The organism is Lacinutrix himadriensis, from assembly GCF_001418105.1.
In the GTDB taxonomy this organism is placed as follows: domain Bacteria; phylum Bacteroidota; class Bacteroidia; order Flavobacteriales; family Flavobacteriaceae; genus Oceanihabitans; species Oceanihabitans himadriense.
Window position 1 is genome coordinate 184,205 of sequence record NZ_LIQI01000022.1, and the last position, 23,418, is coordinate 207,622.

Consider the following 23,418-nt stretch of genomic DNA (forward strand, 5'->3'; position numbering starts at 1 on the left):
AACCCTAAAAGGGCATTTAACACTAGTTTAGATTTCCGTTTTACGAGAAATAAAATTTAAAAGAAACTTCAAATAATTCCTTTTAAAGGAGTGCAAAAATACTACTTTTTTACACTACAACAAAGTTTTTAACGTATTGAAAATTAGCCTACTTTTTATCTTGTTTCAAAAAAGATTGCAAGATAGATTGCAAGATGCTTAATAGCACACTAAAAAGCATTGCTGTCCAGAAGCTACGTACCGCAAAACCATCTATAAAATTATCGGCTAAAAGTATAATAAACGCATTAATAACAAACAGAAATAAACCTAGTGTTACAATGGTTACTGGTAAGGTTAAAATTACTAAAATAGGTTTTACTATAAGGTTTAAAAGAGAAAGTACAATGGCTACAATAATTGCGGTTTGATAACCATCTACTTGTACTCCAGATAATATATTCGCTAATACAAATACAGCAATAGCATTTAATAGAAGTCTTATTATTAAGTTCATATTTTTGTTTATTTAATTAGTATATAATAACCATAATTAGTTACCATCTAATTTACAAAATCTATTACAGCTTTATAGAAATCTTCAGGGTTTTCTGCATGTAACCAATGTCCGGCGTTAGCAATAGTCGTAATCTTTGCTAAAGGAAAATGTCTAGTAATTAATGCTTCGTCTTGTAGCGCAATGTATTCGCTTTTGTCACCACGAAGAAACAAAGTGTCTTTGTCAAATTTTGCATGCATTGGTAATGCTTCGCCAACTTCACTTACATTTTCTTTTAAAGCCTCTAAGTTTATACGAAGTGCTAATTTTCCTTTCTCTATCCAATATAGATTTTTAAGTAAAAACTGTCTGGTTCCAGGTTCTGAAACAAAATTAGCTAATACTTTATCTGCAGCTCCTCGTGTTTTTAGTTCTTCAAAATTCAGACTACTTAATCCGTCTAAAATAGCATCGTGATGAATTGGGTAAAATCTTGGAGAGATATCTGCTATAATTAATTTAGAAACTAATTCTGGATATTCTGTAGCAAACAACATGGCCGTTTTCCCTCCCATAGAATGACCAAGTAAAACAATATCTCCTAGGTGATGTGCTTCACAATAGTTCTTTAAGTCTTCTACTAAAACTTCATAATTAAAAACATCACTATGAAAACTTCTACCATGATTACGTTGGTCTACAAGGTGCACTTGAAAACCTGCTTCGCTAAACTGATTACCAAGGGTTTTCCAGTTATCGCTCATACCTAAAAAACCATGAAGAATTATAAATGGTTTTCCTTCGCCTAGTATATTGGAGTGTAAAATTTCTTTATTTGTCAACAAGCTATTCGTATTTAGAGTTCTTATTTAAGTCGTTGTAAATACATTTGAATTACATTTTCTACACCAAGATAAAGGCTTTCAGAAATTAATGCATGTCCAATAGAGACTTCTAATAATCCTGGAATGTTTTCCTTAAAGAACTTCATATTATCTAAAGACAAATCGTGCCCAGCATTTATTCCTAAACCAAGTTGGTTACACAATTCCGCACAAACTGTATATGGCTTAATAGCGTCATGATTACCTAAACCATATTGATGCGCAAAAGCTTCGGTGTATAATTCAATTCTATCTGCACCAGTTTCTTTTGCTCCTTCCATTTGTTTTACATCTGGATCTACAAAAATGGAAGTTCTAATGCCGTTCGCTTTAAATTCTTGAATCACTTCTACTAAAAAATCTTTATGCTTAATAGTATCCCATCCAGCATTACTAGTAATTGCACTTACGCTATCTGGAACCAAAGTAACTTGGGTTGGTTTTATTGCTAAAACCATATCTATAAATTTCGGAATTGGATTTCCTTCTATATTATATTCGGTGTATACTTCTGGCTTTAAATCGTAAGCATCTTGATAGCGAATATGTCTTTCGTCTGGTCTTGGATGAATTGTTACTCCTTCTGCTCCAAAACGCTGTACATCTTTTGCAAACTGTACTACATTTGGCAAATCGCCACCTCTAGAATTTCGTAAAGTTGCTATCTTATTAATATTTACACTTAGTTTTGTCATTATATAAAGTATTATAGTACAAAAATACAAACTAGAACAAGCTTATTGTACTATTTTTTTGATTAATTTGCAGAAGTAAAAATGAAGAAAAATGAATCTTTCTAATTATATAATAAACGACATCAAACCACTTACACTAACAGATAGCGTTCGTGATTTACAAGTGCTGTTTAACCAACTCACCTATTCCCATATTCCTATAGAAAGCAAGGAAGGTGTTTATTTAGGTTGTATTTCTGAAACAGATGTACATTGCTTTGAGACTACAAAACTAGTAAGTGAAATTACATATTCCGTGGAAGGCTTTTTTGTTAGAGAAGACACCAATTGGTTAGATACATTAGAAGCTTTTGCACAGAACTCGACGAATATCATGCCTGTTTTAAGCAAGAGCAATACTTATTTAGGATATTACGAACTTAAAGATGTTATTGGTTTGTTTAATGACACTCCTTTTTTCTCGGAAGCTGGAGGTATATTAATAGTAGAGAAAGGTTTAAATGATTATTCCTTTAGCGAAATAAGTCAAATAGTAGAATCTAATGACGGAAAACTATTAGGTGCTTTTATTTCTAAAATGGAAAACGATGTAGTCCAAATAACATTAAAAGTAGGAAACACAGGATTGAATGACATTATGCAAACTTTTAGACGTTATAGCTATAATGTAGTTTCTGGACATGAAGAGGACAGTTATCTTGAAAGTCTAAAAGAACGATCAGACTATCTTAACAAATATCTAAATATCTAAGATGAAGATAGCTATTTATAGTCAGTATTATTCCGAAAAAACCATAGATGCATTTCAAATTTTATTGCAATTGCTATTAAAGGAAGATGTCGAAATCTGCATAGAACAAGAGTTTTTAAATCATATAAAATCTTCGATAAAAAATGCAACTATTCCATCTTTCACAGAATTAAACAGAAGTTTTGATCTATTAATAAGTATTGGTGGAGATGGTACTATTTTGCGAGCAATAACCTATGTGAAAGATTTAAACATTCCAATTGTTGGAATAAACACAGGACGTTTAGGCTTTTTAGCAACCATACGAACAGACGATATAGAAGAAGCTTTTAAAAATATTTTAAATAAAAACTATAAAATTTCCGAACGTAGTTTACTAAGTATTGAAACCTCTCCTGAAAATACCGATATTAAAGAAATAAACTTTGCCTTAAATGAAATTGCAGTAAGTAGAAAAAACACCACTTCTATGATTACTGTAGACACCAAATTGAATGGAGAATATTTAACGTCGTACTGGAGTGATGGCTTGATAGTATCTACGCCAACTGGCTCTACAGGATATTCACTAAGTTGTGGCGGACCAGTAATAACGCCAGACACCAATAGTTTTGTATTAACTCCTATTGCGCCTCACAACCTAAGTGCAAGACCACTAGTAATACCAGACTCTACAGAAATAGAATTAATGGTAGACGGTAGAGAAGACCAGCATTTAGTTTCTTTAGATTCTAGAATAGCCACACTAAATAATAACACCATTATAAAGATTAAAAAAGCAGATTTCACAGTGAAAATGCTAGAGTTATTAGAAGAAAGCTTTCTAGATACACTCAGAAAAAAACTACTTTGGGGTGAGGATAAACGGAATTAAACAATATTTTAACCGAAATACTGTTTTATTCCCATACAATTTGATTCAAATTGTTATTGGCTAATCTTATTTATTATATTTGCAAACTTTAATCGTATATGAGGTATTTTATTATTATTGTAATAAGCGCTTTAACTTTTCAGCTATCGCAAGCACAAACCTATGAAATAGGTGTGTTCGCTGGTGGTAGTAATTTTATTGGTGATGTTGGTGCAACAAAGTACATTTCGCCAAACCAACCAGCAATTGGCGGTGTCTTTAAATGGAATAGAAGTGCAAGACATTCTTTTCGTTTTTCATTAATATACTCAGAACTAGAAGCAAACGACAGCAAATCTAAAGATCCAAGAAGAAAAGAAAGAGACTACAAATTTACCAATCCAATAATTGAAGCTTCATTAGGTATCGAATTTACTTTCCTTGATTTTAACTTACACAGTAGAAAAACAAACTCTACACCATATTTATACACAGGAATTACCGTTGCAACACACGATAATTTTCATTTCAATTTCCAGGGCGAATTAGTAGACGACGAAACGTCAAGTGTAGCCTTTGGTATACCAATGGTTTTAGGATACAAGCATCAAATAGCACAAAACTTAATACTTGCAGGAGAAGTTGGAGCGCGTTACACCTTCACAGATGAAATTGATGGAAGTGTTCCAGATGCGGTAGAAGCTTATGATAGATTTGCTTTTGGAAATCTAAATAATAATGACTGGTATGTATTTACTGGTTTTATACTAACCTATACTTTTGGTGAAACACCTTGTTATTGTTCCTTCTAAATGGATTTGAAAGAAAATATAAATATCAACAAATTACCTAAACATCTAGCTATTATAATGGATGGCAATGGTAGATGGGCAAAACAGAAAGGTATGCTTCGTGCTTTTGGTCATGAAAATGGCACAAAATCTGTTCGGGAAACCGTGGAAGCAACCGCAGAACTGGGTATTGAAAACCTAACGCTTTATGCTTTTTCTACAGAAAACTGGAATAGACCAAAGCTAGAGGTACAAACTTTAATGAAACTTTTAGTTTCGGCATTAAAGAAAGAGATAAAAACACTTCAAAAAAACAATATTAAATTAACTGCTATTGGTAATTTATCCGATTTACCTTCAAAAGCACATCGCGAACTTCTAGAAGTAATAGATAAGACAAAAACAAATAACAGAATGACTCTTACGTTAGCTTTAAGCTATGGTTCAAGAGAAGAAATACTAAATACCGTTAAAAAAATAGCAATTAAAGTTAAAAATAATATAATTTCGCCCGAAAATATTGATGAATCATTTATTAATGAGCATCTTTACACGCAAAATTTACCAGATGTAGATTTGCTGATTAGGACTAGTGGCGAACAACGTATTAGTAACTTTCTGCTTTGGCAAATTGCCTATGCAGAATTGTATTTTACGGAAACATTATGGCCTGATTTTACAAAGCAAAATTTATACGAAGCCATAATAGAATATCAAAAAAGAGAAAGAAGATTTGGGAAAACAAGTGAACAACTTAGCTAAGCTAAAGTATTTAAAAATAAGTACTAAACATTTTTTAGCAGTAATAGTAACCATATTTAGTTTAAGCACTTATGCTCAACAAACTACATTTACAAAAGGTAACAAATACACTATTGCAGAAATTACAGTAAATGGTAATACATCATTTAGTGAGCAAACCATTATTACCTATTCTGGTTTAAGAAAAGGAAGCGAAATACAGATTCCTGGTGAGGACATTAGTGCTGCCATTAAAAAACTGTGGAACTCCAATCTTTTTAATGATATCGACATCTATCTATTAAAAGTAGAAGACAACAATGCATTCTTAGAAATTAGATTATCTGACTTACCAGAACTTAATGCTCTTAAAATTACAGGAGTTAGAAAAAGTAAAAGAGAAACGATAACAAAAGAAAACAAGCTTGAAGATGGAGTTAAGGTTACAGAAAACCTGGTAACTACTACAAAAAACTACTTACAAAACAAGTATAAAAAAGATGGTTTCTATAACGCGAAAGTTAATATTAACACGATAGAAGTTGTAGACACTTTAAAGAAAGCTAAAGTCAACATGGTTTTAGCAATAGATAGAGGTAAAAAAGTTAAAGTAAAAGATATTGTATTTACTGGTAATTCTGTTTTAACAGATAAAAAGCTACGTGGTACAATGAAGAACACCAAAAAAAGAGTCTACCCTAGACTTTGGAAACGTTCTAAATATATAGAAGAAGACTATAAAACAGACTTAACCAGTTTAATAAACAAGTATAAAGAAAACGGTTATAGAGATGCTAGAATACTATCTGACAGCTTAATAAAAAACGAAGACAACACCGTTTCTTTAAAAATTAATCTAGAAGAAGGAGAAAAATATAGCTTTGGAGATATTTCATTTATTGGTAACACAGTATATTCTGACGAGCAATTAAAAAGAGTGCTACGTGTTAATAAAGGAGAAACCTACAATGGTGTTTTACTACAAGAAAGAATTGCAGACAATACGAAACCAGACGCAGCAGATTTAACCAATTTATATCAGAATAACGGTTATTTATTTTCTACTATAAACCCAGTAGAAGTTAATGCAGAAGGTAATGTTATTGATATGGAAATTAGAATTGCTGAAGGAAAACCTACCTATTTCAATAGTGTAACGGTACATGGTAATGATGTTACAAACGATAAAGTAATTTACCGTGAACTTCGTACCAGACCAGGACAATTATATAGTAAAGCAAATGTAGTTCGTACTATTAGAGAATTAAGTCAATTAGGATTCTTTGATGCAGAACAAATATCTACAGACTTTAAAAATCCAAACCCTAACGAAGGTACTATCGATCTACAATATGGTGTTGTAGAAACTGGTTCTAGCCAAATAGAACTACAAGGTGGTTATGGTGGAGGTGGTTTTATTGGAACCCTAGGTTTATCCTTTAATAACTTTTCTATTAAAAACATTTTAAATAAAAAAGCATACAAACCTGTACCTCGTGGTGATGGTCAAAAACTAGCACTTCGTTTACAAGCAAGTAAATTTTACCAAACGTATAGTTTCTCATTTACAGAACCATGGTTAGGTGGTAAAAAACCAGTACAATTTTCTACGTCTGTTTCACACTCTAAGCAATTTTTATACGATTCAAGTACCGGAAATGCAGATAAAGACAAGCGTTTTAATATTACAGGTATATCTGTTGGTTTAGCAAAAAGACTTTCTGTTCCTGATGATTACTTTACACTTTCTCAAGCGGTAAGTTTCCAACACTATGATTTAAAAAATTATAACACTGGACTATTTACTTTTGGTGATGGTTATTCAAACAATCTAGCATACACTATTGGTTTAAGCAGAAATAACACATACAACGATCCTGTTTTCCCAACAGGAGGTTCTAACTTCAATGTAAGTGCAAAATTATCTTTACCATATTCTTTATTTAATAATGTAGATTATGGTGAATTAGCAGACGAAAGAGCAGAATTAATGGAAACCACGAATGGTAATGATGATGCTTTTACTAGAATATCAGAAATAGATCAAGAACGTTTTAAAATGTTAGAATTTTACAAAATAAAATTCAAAGCAGACTGGTATACAGAAGTCTTAAAAATTGGTAAAAACAGCTTAGTATTACGTCCTAGTTTAGAATTTGGTTTCTTAGGAGCGTATAATAATGATAGAGGTGTTATTCCTTTCGAACGTTTCTTCGTAGGTGGAGATGGTTTAGGTAGCTATAGTTTAGATGGTAGAGAATCTATTGCTTTACGTGGTTATGAAAACCAATCTATACAACCAGTAGATGAAGATGGCTTTGTAACAAGTGATGGTGGTTCTATTTATAACAAGTTCTCTTTAGAATTACGTTACCCAATTACATTAAAACCATCCGCAAAAATTTATATGTTAGGTTTTCTAGAAGGTGGTATCGCTTATAATAACTTTAAAGACTACAATCCTTTTGATCTTAAAAGATCTTCAGGTCTAGGTCTACGTTTATTCATGCCTGCTTTCGGATTATTAGGAATTGATTTCGGTTATGGGTTTGATAGTATTCCAGGGCAACCAAATCAAATAAGTGGATGGCAAACTCACTTTATTATTGGACAACAATTCTAGAAAATATTGCATCTCAATGCTATAGGTATTGATAACAAATTTGATTATTTTTCTAACCAAAATAAGAACCTAAAAAAATTTGGCACGATATTTTCTATTAACATTTTGATTATTTAAAAGAAGAATTAAAATTTTTAAAATTAAAATTCGTTAATTTTGAAAAGCTTAATTCCAAAAATGACAAAAAACTATAAATAATCGTTTGTCCTTTTTAGAGTTTATAAAGCCAATAATTTATAAAATATAAAACAGATGAAATTAAAAGTTCTTTTTTTACTGGCAATTGTATTCATGCTTAGCATATCTACTACTCAAGCACAACGTGGTGTAAGAATAGGATATATTGATACCGAGTACATTTTAGAAAACATACCGGAATACCAAGAAGCAACTACACAGCTAGAAAGTAAAGTTCAAAAATGGAAATCTGAAATAGACTCTCGTTTAGGTGTAATAGAACAAAAACGAAAAGACTTAAGTAACGAAAAAACGCTTTTAACTAGTGAACTTGTTAAGGAACGTGAAGAAGATCTTGATTTTGAAGAACTAGAGATATTAGAATACCAACAAAATAGATTTGGTCCTACTGGTGATTTAATGATTCAAAAAAGACAATTAATTCAACCAATACAAGATCAAATATTTGCAGCAGTACAAGATATAGCTTCTACAAAAAAGTATGATTTTATATTCGATAAATCGGCAGACGTAGTAATGCTTTATTCGGCAGATAGATTTGATATTAGTGAACAAGTTATTAGAGCTATTGTACGTACCTCTAAACGTGATCAAGCAAATTCTAAAAAAGAAAGAAAAAATGCTAAAGACGAAGAAGTTGTTCCTGAAGTAAACGAAACATTAGATGCTAGAAAACAAGCATTGGAAGATAAAAAAGCAACCCGTGCAGCGGAAGCAGAACAACGCAGAAAAGAAATTCTAGAAGCACGTGAAGCTAAAAAAGAAGCAGCACAAAACAGAAGAGATAGTATTCTTCAAGCTAGAAAAGAACTAAAAGAAGGTACACTTGATGAAAAAAGTAATACCGAAGACCAAAAAGAAGCAAGTGCAGCCTCAGGAGATGAAAAGGACACTAAAACAACAGATGGTAAAGAACCTACCACTAGAGAAGAAGAAGCCGCAAAAAAAATAAGAGATAGAGAAGCACGCAAACAAGAACTAGAAGAAAGAAAAGCGAAAATATTAGAAGCGCGTAGAAAAGCAAAAGAAGAACGCGAAAACAATAATGCCGAAGAAGAAGGCGAAGATAATTAACAATTTATAACACACATTAAACTATTAAAAATGAAACAAATTAAAACTTTATTATTAGCAGCAACATTATTTATTGCAGGAACAAGCTTTATGCAAGCACAAACTACAGTTGCGCATATAAACACACAAGATCTTATTGCTGCAATGCCTGCAATGAAAACGGCACAAGCTGAAATGGACAAACTAGGTAAAACCTATGAAGCTGACATTAAATCAATGGTTACTGAGTACCAAAACAAAATGAAATTATATGATGCAGAAGCTGCTACTAAAACTGCAGAAGAAAATCAAAAACGTATGGTAGAAGTGCAAACAATGCAACAAAACATACAAGCATACCAAGGTCAAGCACAACAAGACATGCAAAAGAAAGAAGTAGACTTACTTAAGCCTATTACTGAAAAAGCAAAAGCTGCAATTTTAAAAGTAGCAAAAGCACAAGGTTTTAACTATGTATTAGATTCTACTCAAGGTGGTGGCGTTATCATGGCAGAAGGTAAAGATTTACTTGCTGATGTTAAAAAAGAATTAGGTTTCTAATTAACATTTACCCAGAACAATTAAAAAGCTGTCTTTTAAAAAGACAGCTTTTTTTTATGCCATAAACTTTAAAACTATTTAAAAGGAATTATTTACTTTTATGAGCAATAAACAAAACATGAGCAAACAAGCTATTGGTATTTTTGATTCTGGTGTTGGTGGTACTTCTATATGGAGAGAACTTAACGCTTTACTTCCGCATGAAAACACTATTTATTTAGCGGATAGCAAATATGCTCCTTATGGTAATAAAAGTAAAGAAGAAATAATTGCATTAAGTAAAAAGAATACAGAACTGTTATTAGACAAAGGCTGTAAGCTCATTGTAGTAGCTTGTAATACAGCAACTACTAATGCCGTACAACATTTACGCGAAAACTATAATGTGCCATTTATAGGCATCGAGCCAGCGATTAAACCTGCTGCATTAAATACAAAAACAAAAAACATTGGTATTCTTGCTACAAAAGGAACCCTTTCTAGTGAGTTGTTTCATAAAACAACCGATTTATTTACTAATGATATTCAAGTTATAGAGCAAGTAGGCGAAGGTATTGTGCCTTTAATTGAAAATGGTAATGTGGATAGCAAAGAAATGAAAGCGCTTCTACAAGTATACTTAAAACCGATGCTGGATGCTAATATAGATTATCTAGTTTTGGGCTGCACACACTATCCGTATTTAATTCCGCAGTTATTAGAAATACTACCAAGTCATGTGAAAATAATAGATTCTGGTGAAGCGGTTGCTAAACAAACCAAAGCGGTTCTAAGACAACATGAACTTTTAAACAACACTACCAATAAACCAAAACTGCAATTCTATTCTAACGGAAACCCAAAAGTGATGTCGCAACTTTTAGGGGAAGGCTTTGAAGTCGATTATTTAGATTTTTAAATATATTCTATTTTACTATTGAAGTTCTATTTGCGTTAGCGATTACTCATCGGTAATACTTTTAAATAATGAAATCGTGAATGCTATGCATTTGTAGTAACACCCTTTTTCACGTCAGTTCGAGTAATGCGCTAAAGGAGCATTGTATCGAGAACACGAAAAAAAGATACAACGGAAAGCAAGCCCCTTGTGGTAACCTGCCTGCAGGCAGGCAGGCGCCAAAAAATTACTCCTTAAACCAACCAGAATATTTCACATAGTTTTCGGCAATGCGATTAATCTCCCCATGAATTAATTCTTTACTAATATCTTTTACTTTTTTAGCTGGAACGCCGGCGTAAATAGTACCTGCTTCTACTCTAGTATTTGCGGTTACTACCGCTCCTGCAGCTACAATACTATTACTTTCTATCACGCAATCGTCCATAACAATACTTCCCATTCCTATTAAAACATTATCGTGAATAGTACAACCATGAACGATGGCATTATGACCAATAGAGACGTTATTCCCAATAGTTGTTGGTGATTTTTGATAAGTGGCATGAATTACAGCACCATCTTGCACATTCACTTTGTTGCCCATTTTTATAAAATGAACATCGCCACGAATGACTGCGTTAAACCATACGCTACATTGGCTTCCAAAACTTACTTCGCCAACTATGGTTGCGTTTTCTGCTACGAAGCAGTCTTCTGGTATTTGTGGATGTTTATTATTTACTGGTAGTATTACTGGCATAATTGATTGCTTTATGTTCGTTTTAATTTATTCTTAGAGATTTCTCGACATGCTCGAAATGACAATGGCTGTATTATATAAATTCTTGCTTCGCTCGAATGCTTTAGACCTTCTTAATCTGTTACAGCATCATTCTTATTAATTAGATTTCTGCCTAACGCAGGAATGCATTACTTAAAATACGAAAGTAAATCGGCTTTTCGTGATGCAGAAACTAGGATTTCTTTTCCGCTACTTAAAACAACGTGTCCTCCTTTTCCTTTTACGTATTTGGTGATTTCGTTAACGTTTACCAAATAGCTTTTATGTACTCGTGCAAATCCGGAACCATTTAAAGCTTCTTCAAAATATTTTAGCGTCTTGCTTACTAGCTTCTTTTTATTGGTATTTAAATATATTTTGGTGTAATTATCATCTGCCTTGCAATACAAGATATTCGCAGTTTCTAAAACTTCAAAACCATCTTGTTGCGGAATGGTTATTTTTCCGTTTACGGTATTTGTTTTTGGCACTAACACTTCATCTTGTAATGCGTCTTCTTTGGTTTTAATTTCCACAACATAATCTACTGCTTTTATAAGTTCGTCAATAGAAATTGGTTTCATTAAATAATAGCTCGCGTGTGCATTTAAAGCATCTATTGCATAATGGTTGTAAGCGGTTACAAAAACGGTTTCGAAGGTTCTGTCACCAACTTTGTCAAGCAAATCGAAGGCATTACCATACGGCATTTCTACGTCTAAGAAAACTAGATCTAATTCGTTATTACGTATTAACACCAATGCTTCTTCTACATTAGCAGCTTCGCCTAGAATATTGACATTAGGACAGTATTTAGCGAGATAGTTTTTTAAAATATCTCTGCTGGTTTTTTCGTCTTCTACTATTATAGCGTTTAGTTTCATGGTCACTTCCTGCGAAGGCAGGAATCTTATTAAGGTTATTACTTATGTTTTTTAGATACGGAAACAATTTCCGTAAGACAAATATTGATGCATCAACAATCGCAAATCTTCAATCGTTAATCTTTCTTCAGCGTTACAACCACTTTGGTTCCTTTATCTCCTTCGGTTTGATAATCGTCAATAAACACATTTACTTTATCTTTATACATTTCGTTTAAAATGGCAACACGTTTTTTAATGTTGTTCATCCCTTGCGAATTTTGTTTTTTCTGGTTTTCGGTTTTTAGGCTTTTCGACTTTTCCCTTCCTATGCCATCATCCATAATAGCAATGGTAATTTCATCTGCACTCTTTTGGCTTATATTTATTTCTAATTTTCCTTTTTCCTCTTTATAGCGTAAGCCATGCCAAACCGCATTTTCGATATATGGTTGTAGTAACATTGGCGGAATTTGAAATTCATTAATAGCCACATTATCTTCTACGGTAATGCTATAATAAAACTTATCTTTAAATCTAAAATGTTCTAATTGTGTATAGAGTTCTAATAGATCGACTTCTTTTTGTAACGGAATAAAATCTTGTTCGCTATTTTCTAAAACGGCTCGCATGAGTTGGGAAAAATCGGAAAGATATCTATTTGCCGTTCGCTCATCATTAGAAGCTATAAAACTATTTACCGAGTTTAATGCATTAAAAATAAAATGTGGATTCATTTGACTTCGCAAGGATTTTAGAGCCAAAAGATTGTTTGCTAATTTTTGTTGCTTGATATATTTATACATTAAATATGCTGCAATTAGCAATAAAAGCACACCTCCAAAAAGCGAATAAATAATCAACTTCTGTCTTTTACTTTGCTCTATAGAAAGTTGGTAATTACTCAGACTTAATGCTCTATCACTTTCTAAGCTAGAAATTCTGTTTTGTTTTTCGGCAATACTTTTATTAAACCTTCTTGCTTGCGTAATTTCTTGATCCATTTTAACGTACAAAGTATCGACTGCTTCTTGGTATGCTTTGTAGGTTTCAAGTGCTTTGTTATAATCTCCTGCATCTCTATGTGTTTCTGAAAGCTTACGGATGGCATCCTTTTTTACCAAAAAATCTTCTCTACTATCTGCTTCGGCAATACTTTTCTCTAAATAAGGAACCGCATTTACATAATCTTTTTGTTGGTAATAGGCGTTTCCAATCTTATAGTTTTGCTTTTGTAAGGTTAAAGCGCTTTCGTTATCTATTAAGGTATCCGACTCTAGTTCTGAAATTTCTTCAATAGCTTCTTTACGTAACTGAATTTCATCTTCATAAGCCATATTATCATTCTGAAAATCGGCAACCTTCACCTTCTCTTCTACTGCTCTTTTTTTGTTTTCTTGCGACGCTAAGTCTAACGCATTTTCAAAAAAGGTATTTGCTTCCTTTAATTCTCCGCTTGCATTATATGCTTCACCAATTTTAGAATTTAAGTCTGTGATTTTTGGTTTAATAAGATGTTTTTCGGCAATAGCCAGTCCTTTTTTGTAGTTGGAAATTGCGGTATCTAGTTGTACAATTTTCTTGTACACATCCCCTAAACCTTCATAATAAACCGTTTTTTGATAGTTAGAAAGACTAGCTAGATTTATGTTTTGATAGGTTTGTAAGCTTTCTTGGTAATCTTTATTTTTATAATATGCTTTGGCTAATTTTAAAACGACTTCATTTAAGGTATTGTTTTGAAGGCTAATTTTATAGTTTGAAATTGCTAAATCATATTGTTTCCAATGTAAATATATATCTGCAAGAACCTCATACGCTTCCGCATTTTGTTTGGTAGTGTTGCTTTGTGATAATGCTTCGGTTATAAATTGAATACTTTTTTCGGCATCTTTTTTTAAATATACTACCGCAGAATCGATGATACTATTAAATGGTTTAACTACTATTTTTCGCTTATATAAAGCGCCTTCTTCTGATCCTGGATGTACTTGAACAACGATTCTTTCGCCATTTTTAATCGTATAATTAACAGTAATAAAATCTTTATGACTAATAATTAACTTATCTCCTTTTTTAACTTCAATTCTAAAATCTCCAGCAAGATTAGTAGTTGTATAAGCCCCTCCATTTACAGAAACTTCTACATGAGAAATTGGTTTATGTGTTTCCACTTCTTTTACAGAACCTCGAACCACAAAACTTGTTTCTTGTTTCTCTACAACACTTTCATCATTTTGTTGCGAAAACAAAAAGTGACTTAAAAACAAAAAGCTGAAAAGGATACTATATTTTTTTATGTCTTTCATTTATTATAGTTACAAAGTATAAACTTACACACTTTAATTAACACTTAAAAACATCAATCCTTGTCTTTTCTTCTTTTTTAAGTATTAAAAGTCCTGTTAACTAATTATAAAAGTTACTTGACGTATTCATTTAGCTGTTTTACTAATTGTCGATTTTTATTTAAAAACTTTGGTAATAGGTTTACTAGGAATAAAAAAAACAACACCTATGAAAACAGTATTAAAAAGGAGTGTTCTAGCATTATTTTTTGTTAGCCTCACCGCATGTCAAGCCAAAGAAAAGAATCAAAACACGGCTTTAGTGATTCACGAAACCAAAACTACTGAACCCAGCAAGCAGTTTATAAAAGTGGCTTTGTTACTAGACACGAGTAATAGCATGGATGGCTTAATAGACCAAGCAAAAGCACAGCTTTGGGAAATAGTAAACGAGCTTTCGTATGCCAAATGTGAAGATGCAAAACCAAATCTTCAAATCGCTTTATACGAATATGGTAATGATAATTTAAATGGCGACGAAGGCTACATCAGACAAGTATTAGCATTTAGTCAAGATTTGGATGATATCTCCAAAGAATTATTTTCTCTAACTACAAGAGGCGGAAATGAATTTTGTGGTTATGTTATTAAAACATCCATCGATCAATTAAAATGGGGAACCAATCCAGACGACCTAAAGTTAATATTCATCGCAGGAAACGAACCTTTTACACAAGGAAGCGTTAGTTATAAAGACGCAAGTACATTAGCAAACAGCAAAGATGTTACTGTAAACACTATTTTTTGTGGAGATTACAACCAAGGTATTTCTAGCTATTGGAAAGATGGTGCCGATTTAACACATGGTAATTATATGGCGATAAACCATAATCGTGCAACCGTACATGTCGCTTCTCCTTATGATGATTCTATTTTGCAACTAAACAGAAAGCTTAACAAAACCTATGTTGCTTATGGAAGCCATGGAAATAAAAAAATGGAAAATCAAGCAGAGCAAGATGATAACGCACAAGGTTATAGTGAAGCAAATGCGGTGAGTAGAGCTGTGAGTAAAAGTTCGCATTTATATAAAAACGCTTCTTGGGATTTAATTGATGCCAGTGAAGACGAATCCTTTGCGTATGAAACATTAAAAGATAGCGAATTACCAGAAGAACTAAAAGGGAAAGAGGAAGCAGAAATAAAATCCTATTTAGATACCAAACGAAAAGAGCGTGAAGCCATACAAACGCAAATTCAAGATTTAAACGTAAAGCGTAAGCAACATCTTGCAAAACAACAAAAAGGGGATAGTGACAATCTAGAAAACGCAATGCTTGGTGCAATAAAAACACAAGCCAAAAAGAAAAACTATACCTGGGAGTAATTTTTAAAAACTACAAGTTTATTAATAAGAACTCGTTTTAAAATTTAAAATAAATGCAATAAAAAAGCCTTCATAAATTATGAAGGCTTTTTTTATATTTTGGAATTCCTTAGTTAACTGCAGGACAGTTACAATGGTATTTCTCTTTTCTACAATTAAAGTTTAAACCAAGTGTTATTTGATGAAAACCTGCATTATTAAATACTACAGAGTTGGCTTGATATGCATACGTATATGCAACCATAAAGTTATTATAATCTAATCCTAGTATTGGTGAAATGTATTGTAATTTCTGACTATTAATACTAGTACCATCAATATATTCTGCACCATCTAAACTACGTCTGTAAGATAATCCTCCCCAAAGTTTACCAAACTCCATTTTCTTGTAGGCTTTTAGGTTAATATCAAAAGAAGCTTCTTTTGTTCCATCTTTATATTGAAACAATATAGAAGGCTCATAAGACCAATCGCTACCAAACTTACCAAAACCATAACCAGCAGAAAGTAAATAACGTCTTAGGTTACTTGTAACATGTATGTCGTTATTAATCCCTTTATTGTTTAGCACATTCTTTACTGTTGCATGCGCATAAAAGTTATATAAGTTATAAGAAAAACCAAAGTCCATATTAAAATTGGTAGAGCTTTGCTCTATTCCTGCAATAATAGGATCAAAAGGTTCATTTAAAAAAGCCGTCTCATCTAATTTATATTGTATCATTCCTATACTTAATCCAAAAGAAAGCTGATTTAAATCAATTTCATTTCTAGAAAACATTAAATGATGCGCGTAGGTTAAATAAATTCCATTTTGAGAATGATATCCATTTTTGTCTGAATATACAATAGCTCCAATACCAGATTGTGTTTCACCAATTCTACTATTAACACTTACTGTTGCTAGTTGTGGTGCATCTTCTTGACCAAACCATTGTTGTCTTCCTGTTACTCTTAACTTTGCACAAGTCGCAGCTCCAGCCATTGACGGGTGGATCAAGTAGTAATTATCGGTTAAATAATCTGTATAAATTGGAAGTCCTTCTTGAGCGTTTACAAACTGTGTACAAAATAGAACAACAGCTAAAAGGGATAACTTTTTTAAATTCATAGTTTTATTTTTCAAGGCAAATTGGTAGAAATGCACTTTCTTTCATGTGTTACAACTTAATATTTCAAATTAAATTATATTATCAGTCACCAAATATATAAAATTTAGTCTTTATAAATAATGATATAAAAGTTAAAGATTTGAGTTCTTTGTCGTAAATCCATAATAACACACATAAGAAAAGCTAAATATATAGATAACTGTTGAGTTCTTTTAGTATTTTTGCAAAAAAAATTGATAGACAATGAATACGTTTAAAGTCTCTATACAAGAAACCAACAATCCTACTATAATTAAGTTTGAGTTAAACCAATTTGTAACCAAACACCAAAGCTTTGAGTTTAACAACATTGACGAAGCAAAAAACTCTCCTTTAGCACAACAATTATTCTATCTTCCTTTTGTAAAGAAGGTATATATAACTAGTAATTTTATCGCTGTAGAACGTTTTAACATTGTAGAATGGAAAGATGTACAAGCTGAAGTTGCAGAACAAATAGAAAGTTATTTAAATAATGATGGTATTGTTGTTGAAGAAGAAGCAACGCCAAAAAAAGTTCCAGTAACCGTTTATGCAGAAAGTACTCCTAATCCTTCTGTAATAAAATTTGTAGCTAACAAAAAATTAGTTGCTGCTACTTTTGAGTTTACTTCTATTGATGAAGCAAAAGCTTCTCCTCTAGCTTCCGAATTATTTCATTTTCCTTTTGTGAAAAGTGTCTTTTTAGATGAAAACTACGTTTCTATTACTAAATATGAAGTAGCAGATTGGAATGACATCACTATGGAACTTCGTGAGTTTATTAGAACATTTATAGAAAACGGAAAAGAAGTAGTAATTGCAAATGCACCAGAAGTAGTAAAAAAATCTACGGAAGCATTAGATAAAACCTACGAAAACCTAGACGACACCTCTAAAGAAATAATCAATATTTTAGAAGAATATGTAAAACCAGCTGTAGCTAGTGATGGTGGAAACATTCAGTTTGAATCTTATGATCCTACTACCAAAACAGTAAAAGTAATTTTACAAGGTGCATGTAGTGGTTGTCCTTCTTCTACATATACTTTAAAAAGTGGTATTGAAAATATGCTTAGAGAAATGATGAAAGGTAGAGTGGAGATTGTGGAAGCGATAAATGGATAAATTCCCTTTTAACTACTAAAAAGGCATTTTATCTAATAGTTCGATCCGTATTAATTACATTTCACTTTTACTTTAATTATTCGTAAATTTAGGTTTCAAACAATGTTTAACTTAAATAAATACATATTATGGCAATAATGAAAGTAATTGAAGTACTTGCTAATTCTGACAAAAGTTGGGAAGATGCAACCAAAAAAGCAGTAAAACATGCTTCGAAAAGTGTAAAAAACATTAAATCTGTTTTTGTACAATCACAAAGTGCAGTTGTTAATGATGATGAAGTTACTGAATTCAGAGTAAACTTAAAACTAACTTTTGAAGTGAAATAATTTCAAAAGTATATAATCGCATAAGCGTTCTATTCATAGAGCGCTTTTTTTTTGCTTTAATTTAGCTAACTTTGGCTATATATAACCTTTTAAAAAAAACTATTTATAGATATGACCATATTAGCAACCGTATTAGTAGCCTTTGTAGCTTTTGAACATTTTTACTTTTTAGTACTAGAAATGTTTTTATGGACTACCCCTAAAGCAATTAAAGCCTTTGGTATTGAAAGTACTGCATTTGCCGAAAAAACCAAAGTATTAGCCGCAAACCAAGGACTATACAATGGTTTTTTAGCCGCAGGATTAGTTTTTGGGGTACTCTTTAATAATACCAATATGATTGTCTTTTTATTAAGTTGTATTGTCGTTGCTGGAATTTACGGTGCGTATTCTACTAAAAAAATCAAATTGTTTTACTTTCAATCTGTTCCTGCAATACTAGCATTAGTATCTGTGTTATTCTTTTTCTAATTACACCGATGAAATAAGAGTTTCAAAGAATAGCTTTTTAAATAGTATTTGTTTAACACTACTATTTAATTAAGTACTTATTTTTGCAAAACAAATTATTAATTAATCACAAAATAAAATTATGGAAATACAAAAATGGACAGACATGGGCATAGAGTTCTTAAGTACTTATGGTATTAAAGTTCTTGGAGCGATTGCAATATGGATTATTGGTTCTTGGGTTATTAAAAAAATAATGAAAGCTGTTAGTAAAATAATGGATAAAAGAGACTATGATGAAAGTCTTAAAAAATTTCTATTAAACCTAATTGGCTGGATTTTAAAAATACTTTTAGTAATAAGTATTCTTGGAAAATTAGGAGTAGAAACTACTTCTTTCGCTGCACTTTTAGCTGCTGCTGGTTTAGCAATAGGTATGGCTTTACAGGGATCTCTTGGTAATTTTGCTGGAGGTGTTTTACTTATGATTTTTAAACCAATTAAAATTGGTGATTTAATTGAAGCACAAGGTGAAGTTGGTGTTGTAAAAGAAATTGAAATTTTTACTACTAAATTAACAGGACTTTCTAATCGTGAAATTATTATTCCTAATGGATCTTTATCTAACGGAAATATAATTAATTACAGTACAGAAGGTACACGTCGTGTAGATTTAACTTTCGGAGTTGGTTATGATTCAGATATCAAAAAAACCAAAGAAGTTTTAATGCAAGTTTTAACTGCTAATCCAAAAGTACTTAAAGATCCTGCTCCTACTGTAAATGTTTCCGAATTAGCAGATAGTTCGATTAATTTTGCGGTAAGACCTTGGTGTAAAGCAGAGCACTATTGGGATGTTTACTTTGAAACCACAGAAAATGTTAAAGAAGCTCTTGATGCTGCTGGAATAGAAATTCCGTATCCACATCAAGTTGAAATACACAAAGAATCTTAATAGGTTTTTTGTTATTCTAAAAAGAAAAACCTTTCTACTTTAAAAGTGGAAAGGTTTTTTTATGTTTTATACTTATTTATACTTTAGGCTTGGGTTTTAAAGCCACAAAATCTTTTAAATAATAAGGTTCAAAATAAGCAACATCTTCTATGTCATTATTCTTGTACTTATGAAAAGCGATTACAGACATTTCATTTGCCGATGGCAATTTATCATCTATAAAAACGGCATTTTCATGGGTGATAAGGGTTTTAGTTTTCTCTACACCGTTACCAATAAAATAGACTTTACCTTTTTCTAAATAACTAGCAAAAGATTGTTCGTCTAAAATCTGTGCTTCAATCTCTCTAACGGTATTAAAACTAGCGTCAAATACTGCAGAATAAACCTCCATACGTCTTGCATCTAACATCGGTACAATTAGTCCGTCCTCGGCTTTAACCTGCCTTGCTAACGCTTCTAAGGTAGAAATAGAAATTAATGGCTTATCTAAAGCAAAACACAATCCTTTTGCTGCAGATACACCAATACGTAATCCGGTATAAGAACCAGGTCCTTTACTAACTGCAATAGCATCCAATTCTGTCGGTTTTATATTATTTTGCTGTAACAAGTCATCTATATACACATGCAAGCGTTCTGCATGTGAGTATTGCTTACTATTATCTTCTTGTAAAGCAAAAGTCTCTCCTTCTTTAGAAAGAGAGACGGAGCAGTTTGTTGTTGCTGTTTCTATGTTAAGTATTATTGCCAAAATATATTAATCGTCTTGGTTTTTATCTTTCGTTTTTTCCTCTTTTTTAAGTGCTACATCATCCCCATTCTTCAACGATTTTGTTACGGTATTATATGGACCAGTAATAATTTCATCATCTTCTTGTAAGCCTTCAATAATCTCAATATTAGAATTATCTTGTACTCCAGTTTTTACTACTCGGAGTTTTGCTTTACTTCCATCTTTAATAAAAACGCATTCAAATTTTTCTTCGCTTTCACTTTCAATAGCATCTTTTTTTATGGCTTTTTTAGTGGAAGAGGTATCTGTTTTAATAACAATAGCGCTAATTGGCACACCAACTACTTTTTCGCGTTTATTAGTAATAATATCTACTGTAGCTGTCATTCCTGGTCTAAAAGGAGAATAACTTTCGTCTTTTCCTTCTAATAAATCTTGGTAAGATTCTTCAAGAATTCTAACTTTCACTTTAAAATTGGTTACTTGATCTGCTGTTAAAACACCATCTGCAGAGTTTGCAATTTCTGTAACTAATCCTTTAAATTCTTTCTTTAAATATGCATCTACTTCCACAATGGTAGAGTCACCAATGTTTACTTTAACAATATCATTTTCGTTAACATCTACCTCTACTTCCATGTTGGTTAAGTTTGCAACTCGCATAATTTCTGTACCAGCCATTTGCTGTGTACCAACTACACGTTCTCCAAGTTCTACGTCTAATTTAGAAATAGTACCACTCATTGGTGCGTAAATATTGGTTCTGTTTAAGTTATCTCTAGCTTCATTTACTGTTGCGGCAGAACTTTGCACATTATAATATGCAGATTGTTTACTTGCTTGTGCAATTTCGTAAGAAGAGATTACTTTATCCCAATCTGCCTTAGAGATAATCCCTTTATCATATAATTGCTGATTTCTATCGTAATTAGATTTTGCTTCTTTAAGAGAAGCTTCGGCTTGATTTAATCCAGAACGAACATTTTGTAAAGATGCTTGTGAACGATTTAAACTAGACTGATAAATATCTGGATTTACACGAACTAATAAGTCTCCTTTTTTCACTTGTTGTCCTTCTACTATTGGAAGTTCAATAACTTCACCAGAAACTTCACTAGAAAGTTTCACTTCAATTTCTGGTTGAATTTTTCCGGTAGCAGAAACGGTTTCAATAATATCAATTCTAGCAATTTTTTTGGTTTCTACTTCCTTAAAATTACCTTGTTCGCCAAACCATCCTGCTTTTTTTCCTCCTATTAAAAGGGCTAGTACTGCAATTACTGCAATTACAAGAATAGTTACTGTTTTCTTACTCATGGTTGTTAGTTTAGGTCTGTAATAGGAATTCCGAAATAGAATTCTAATACTTTTAATTTAAATATATAATCAAATTTGGTTCTTACTACTTCACTTTGTGCGTTCTCTAATCTGTTCTTAGATTGGCTAAAATCGAAAGCATTTAGCATTCCTACATTATATCTTTCTTGCGAATAATCAAAAGCTTGCCTTCTAGCATCTTCTGTTTTCAAAGCAGCTTCGTACGCTTTTAAAGCGCCTTTAGCATCATTATATGCTTGATACACATTCGTTTCTAAATCTAGATTTGCTTGGTCTAATTGATACTTGGTACGCTCTAAATTGATCTTACTTCTACTTATATTGTTTTTAACTGCAAAGCCATTAAAGATAGGAATACTTAATTGTACCCCAAAATTATGTCCATCATTAGCGCTAAATTGATCAAATATTGGATCTGGTCCTCCCAATACTGGATTCAAATTAGGAGAGGTGTTAAATACAGATTGCCCAGTACCTTCTACAAAACCAATTTGCGTAGTTGTTGAAGGATTACTCGCATCTAAACTAAAACCAGTTACCTGGTCACTATACGAAGCTCTAGTACTATAACTATAGAACCCTGAAAGTGTTGGCTGTAGTGCTCCTTTAGCTATTTTAAGATTATATGCTGCTATTTCACTATTGTTTTCTGCAATTTTAATATCATAACGTGCCTCTTTAGCTTTTGCTATAATAGTCTTAGGCGACTCGTTTAAAATAGTAGTTGGAGGTATTTGATACTCATTATCTACAATATCAAAAGTTTCATAATCTTCTAATAAAAGTAATTGTGCTAAACTTATTTTAGATAATAAAATTGCATTTTCTGCCACTACCACTTGTTGTTCTTGTGTTGCAATGGTTGCTTGAATTTCTAACAAATCTCCTCTTGGTAAAGATCCAGCTTCCACTAAATCATTAGTCCGTTGTAATTCTTGTTGGGTAATTTCTTGTTGTGCTTGTAGCACTTTTAATTGCTCCTTATTAAATAGTATTTGAAGAAAAGCATTCGCTATGTTTAGCGACATGTTATCTTTTATATTATCTAATTGGTACTGACCAGCTAATATTTCTAGATTAGAACGTCTTAACTCATTGAAGTTTCTCAAACCTTTATAAATATCCACACTAGAATTCAATCCTAACGAGCTAAATTGCGTGGTTTGATTTTCAAGTAAACCTGTTGTTATATTTTGGTTTAAACCAATATTCCAGGAATGCGATCCAGAACCATTAAGACTAGGTAAGAAATTACCAAAGGCATCTTTTTTATTAAGTTCTGCATTTTGCAAATCTAACTCGCTTTGCTTTACAGAAATATTGTTATCTAATGCATAGTTTACGCACTCTTGAAGCGTCCACTTTTTATCTTGGGCTTGCGATGTAATGCTTAAAAAAGCAAACAGTATAAAAATTATTTTTTTCATGTATCAATTCTTATTGTTATTAACGATTACATGCAGTTCGCTATTCGTGTTTTGTTTAGCGACACCCTTTTTAACATGCTCGTTTCATAATTAAAATA

General features: G+C 32.0%; 23 protein-coding genes. 13 read left to right on the forward strand and 10 right to left on the reverse strand.

Annotated elements, in window-relative coordinates; all coding sequences use genetic code 11:
* Positions 1-148: 148 nt before the first annotated feature.
* Genes AMD28_RS08560 through AMD28_RS08570 form a run of 3 tightly spaced genes read right to left on the reverse strand, consistent with a single transcriptional unit; the run spans position 149 to position 2,057 of the window.
* Positions 149-496, reverse strand: coding sequence for a phage holin family protein (locus tag AMD28_RS08560; protein ID WP_055443727.1), 348 nt, complete (start codon positions 494-496; stop codon positions 149-151).
* A 47-nt stretch (positions 497-543) separates the two neighbouring features.
* A complete protein-coding gene (locus AMD28_RS08565; protein ID WP_055444343.1) occupies positions 544-1,320 on the reverse strand; it encodes an alpha/beta fold hydrolase in 777 nt (258 codons plus the stop codon).
* A 23-nt stretch (positions 1,321-1,343) separates the two neighbouring features.
* On the reverse strand, positions 1,344-2,057 hold the full coding sequence (locus tag AMD28_RS08570) for a pyridoxine 5'-phosphate synthase (protein WP_055443728.1): 714 nt from the start codon (positions 2,055-2,057) through the stop codon (positions 1,344-1,346).
* Between the two features lie 91 nt (positions 2,058-2,148).
* On the opposite strand from AMD28_RS08570, the gene AMD28_RS08575 reads away from it, so the two are divergent.
* The 8 genes from AMD28_RS08575 (at position 2,149) to murI (ending at position 10,526) form a co-directional block, all read left to right on the forward strand.
* Positions 2,149-2,808: a CBS domain-containing protein gene (locus AMD28_RS08575; RefSeq protein ID WP_055443729.1), complete on the forward strand. Its 660-nt coding sequence runs from the start codon at positions 2,149-2,151 to the stop codon at positions 2,806-2,808.
* A 1-nt stretch (position 2,809) separates the two neighbouring features.
* Positions 2,810-3,682, forward strand: a complete 873-nt coding sequence (locus AMD28_RS08580) for an NAD kinase (RefSeq protein ID WP_055443730.1) — start codon at positions 2,810-2,812, stop codon at positions 3,680-3,682.
* Between the two features lie 98 nt (positions 3,683-3,780).
* Positions 3,781-4,473, forward strand: a complete 693-nt coding sequence (gene porG / locus AMD28_RS08585) for a type IX secretion system protein PorG (protein ID WP_055443731.1) — start codon at positions 3,781-3,783, stop codon at positions 4,471-4,473.
* The gene (locus AMD28_RS08590; RefSeq protein ID WP_055443732.1) at positions 4,474-5,214 is read left to right on the forward strand and encodes an isoprenyl transferase; all 741 of its coding nucleotides are present in this window, start codon (positions 4,474-4,476) and stop codon (positions 5,212-5,214) included.
* A complete protein-coding gene (bamA, locus tag AMD28_RS08595; RefSeq protein ID WP_152975575.1) occupies positions 5,198-7,816 on the forward strand; it encodes an outer membrane protein assembly factor BamA in 2,619 nt (872 codons plus the stop codon). Before AMD28_RS08590 ends, bamA begins: the two co-directional genes overlap by 17 nt.
* A 252-nt stretch (positions 7,817-8,068) precedes the next feature.
* The gene (locus tag AMD28_RS08600; protein ID WP_055443734.1) at positions 8,069-9,088 is read left to right on the forward strand and encodes an OmpH/Skp family outer membrane protein; all 1,020 of its coding nucleotides are present in this window, start codon (positions 8,069-8,071) and stop codon (positions 9,086-9,088) included.
* A gap of 30 nt (positions 9,089-9,118) precedes the next feature.
* Positions 9,119-9,628 (forward strand): OmpH/Skp family outer membrane protein, encoded by a 510-nt coding sequence (locus AMD28_RS08605; RefSeq protein WP_055443735.1) that lies wholly within the window; start codon positions 9,119-9,121, stop codon positions 9,626-9,628.
* A 118-nt stretch (positions 9,629-9,746) separates the two neighbouring features.
* A complete protein-coding gene (gene murI, locus AMD28_RS08610) occupies positions 9,747-10,526 on the forward strand; it encodes a glutamate racemase (protein ID WP_055443736.1) in 780 nt (259 codons plus the stop codon).
* Between the two features lie 226 nt (positions 10,527-10,752).
* On the opposite strand, the gene AMD28_RS08615 is transcribed toward murI, so the two are convergent.
* The 3 genes from AMD28_RS08615 to AMD28_RS08625 form a co-directional block, all read right to left on the reverse strand.
* Positions 10,753-11,268, reverse strand: coding sequence for a gamma carbonic anhydrase family protein (locus AMD28_RS08615; RefSeq protein ID WP_055443737.1), 516 nt, complete (start codon positions 11,266-11,268; stop codon positions 10,753-10,755).
* Positions 11,269-11,438: 170 nt separating this feature from the next.
* Positions 11,439-12,173: a LytR/AlgR family response regulator transcription factor gene (locus AMD28_RS08620; protein ID WP_055443738.1), complete on the reverse strand. Its 735-nt coding sequence runs from the start codon at positions 12,171-12,173 to the stop codon at positions 11,439-11,441.
* A gap of 116 nt (positions 12,174-12,289) precedes the next feature.
* Entirely contained in the window at positions 12,290-14,461 is a 2,172-nt protein-coding gene (locus AMD28_RS08625; RefSeq protein WP_055443739.1) for a tetratricopeptide repeat-containing sensor histidine kinase, read from the reverse strand.
* 208 nt (positions 14,462-14,669) lie between these two features.
* Here AMD28_RS08625 and AMD28_RS08630 point away from each other — a divergent pair, with 208 nt between their 5' ends.
* A complete protein-coding gene (locus AMD28_RS08630) occupies positions 14,670-15,827 on the forward strand; it encodes a vWA domain-containing protein (RefSeq protein ID WP_055444344.1) in 1,158 nt (385 codons plus the stop codon).
* 109 nt (positions 15,828-15,936) lie between these two features.
* On the opposite strand, the gene AMD28_RS08635 is transcribed toward AMD28_RS08630, so the two are convergent.
* Positions 15,937-16,938 carry a PorP/SprF family type IX secretion system membrane protein gene (locus AMD28_RS08635; protein ID WP_055443740.1) on the reverse strand — a complete coding sequence of 334 codons (1,002 nt, stop codon included), beginning with the start codon at positions 16,936-16,938 and terminating at the stop codon, positions 15,937-15,939.
* A gap of 244 nt (positions 16,939-17,182) precedes the next feature.
* On the opposite strand from AMD28_RS08635, the gene AMD28_RS08640 reads away from it, so the two are divergent.
* The 4 genes from AMD28_RS08640 (at position 17,183) to AMD28_RS08655 (ending at position 19,819) form a co-directional block, all read left to right on the forward strand.
* Positions 17,183-18,085 (forward strand): NifU family protein, encoded by a 903-nt coding sequence (locus AMD28_RS08640; RefSeq protein WP_055443741.1) that lies wholly within the window; start codon positions 17,183-17,185, stop codon positions 18,083-18,085.
* A 128-nt stretch (positions 18,086-18,213) separates the two neighbouring features.
* Entirely contained in the window at positions 18,214-18,414 is a 201-nt protein-coding gene (locus AMD28_RS08645; protein WP_055443742.1) for a dodecin family protein, read from the forward strand.
* Between the two features lie 111 nt (positions 18,415-18,525).
* Positions 18,526-18,885 carry a DUF1304 domain-containing protein gene (locus AMD28_RS08650; protein ID WP_055443743.1) on the forward strand — a complete coding sequence of 120 codons (360 nt, stop codon included), beginning with the start codon at positions 18,526-18,528 and terminating at the stop codon, positions 18,883-18,885.
* Between the two features lie 121 nt (positions 18,886-19,006).
* Positions 19,007-19,819 (forward strand): mechanosensitive ion channel family protein, encoded by an 813-nt coding sequence (locus AMD28_RS08655; RefSeq protein WP_055443744.1) that lies wholly within the window; start codon positions 19,007-19,009, stop codon positions 19,817-19,819.
* Between the two features lie 76 nt (positions 19,820-19,895).
* Here the strand turns inward: AMD28_RS08655 and tsaB are convergent, their stop codons facing one another.
* The 3 genes from tsaB to AMD28_RS08670 are packed head-to-tail and all read right to left on the reverse strand — an operon-like array spanning position 19,896 to position 23,320.
* Complete coding sequence (tsaB, locus tag AMD28_RS08660; RefSeq protein WP_055443745.1) at positions 19,896-20,573, reverse strand: tRNA (adenosine(37)-N6)-threonylcarbamoyltransferase complex dimerization subunit type 1 TsaB; 678 nt, start codon at positions 20,571-20,573, stop codon at positions 19,896-19,898.
* Positions 20,574-20,579: 6 nt separating this feature from the next.
* Positions 20,580-21,872, reverse strand: a complete 1,293-nt coding sequence (locus tag AMD28_RS08665) for an efflux RND transporter periplasmic adaptor subunit (RefSeq protein WP_055443746.1) — start codon at positions 21,870-21,872, stop codon at positions 20,580-20,582.
* Positions 21,873-21,877: 5 nt separating this feature from the next.
* Complete coding sequence (locus tag AMD28_RS08670; protein WP_055443747.1) at positions 21,878-23,320, reverse strand: TolC family protein; 1,443 nt, start codon at positions 23,318-23,320, stop codon at positions 21,878-21,880.
* Positions 23,321-23,418: the final 98 nt, after the last annotated feature.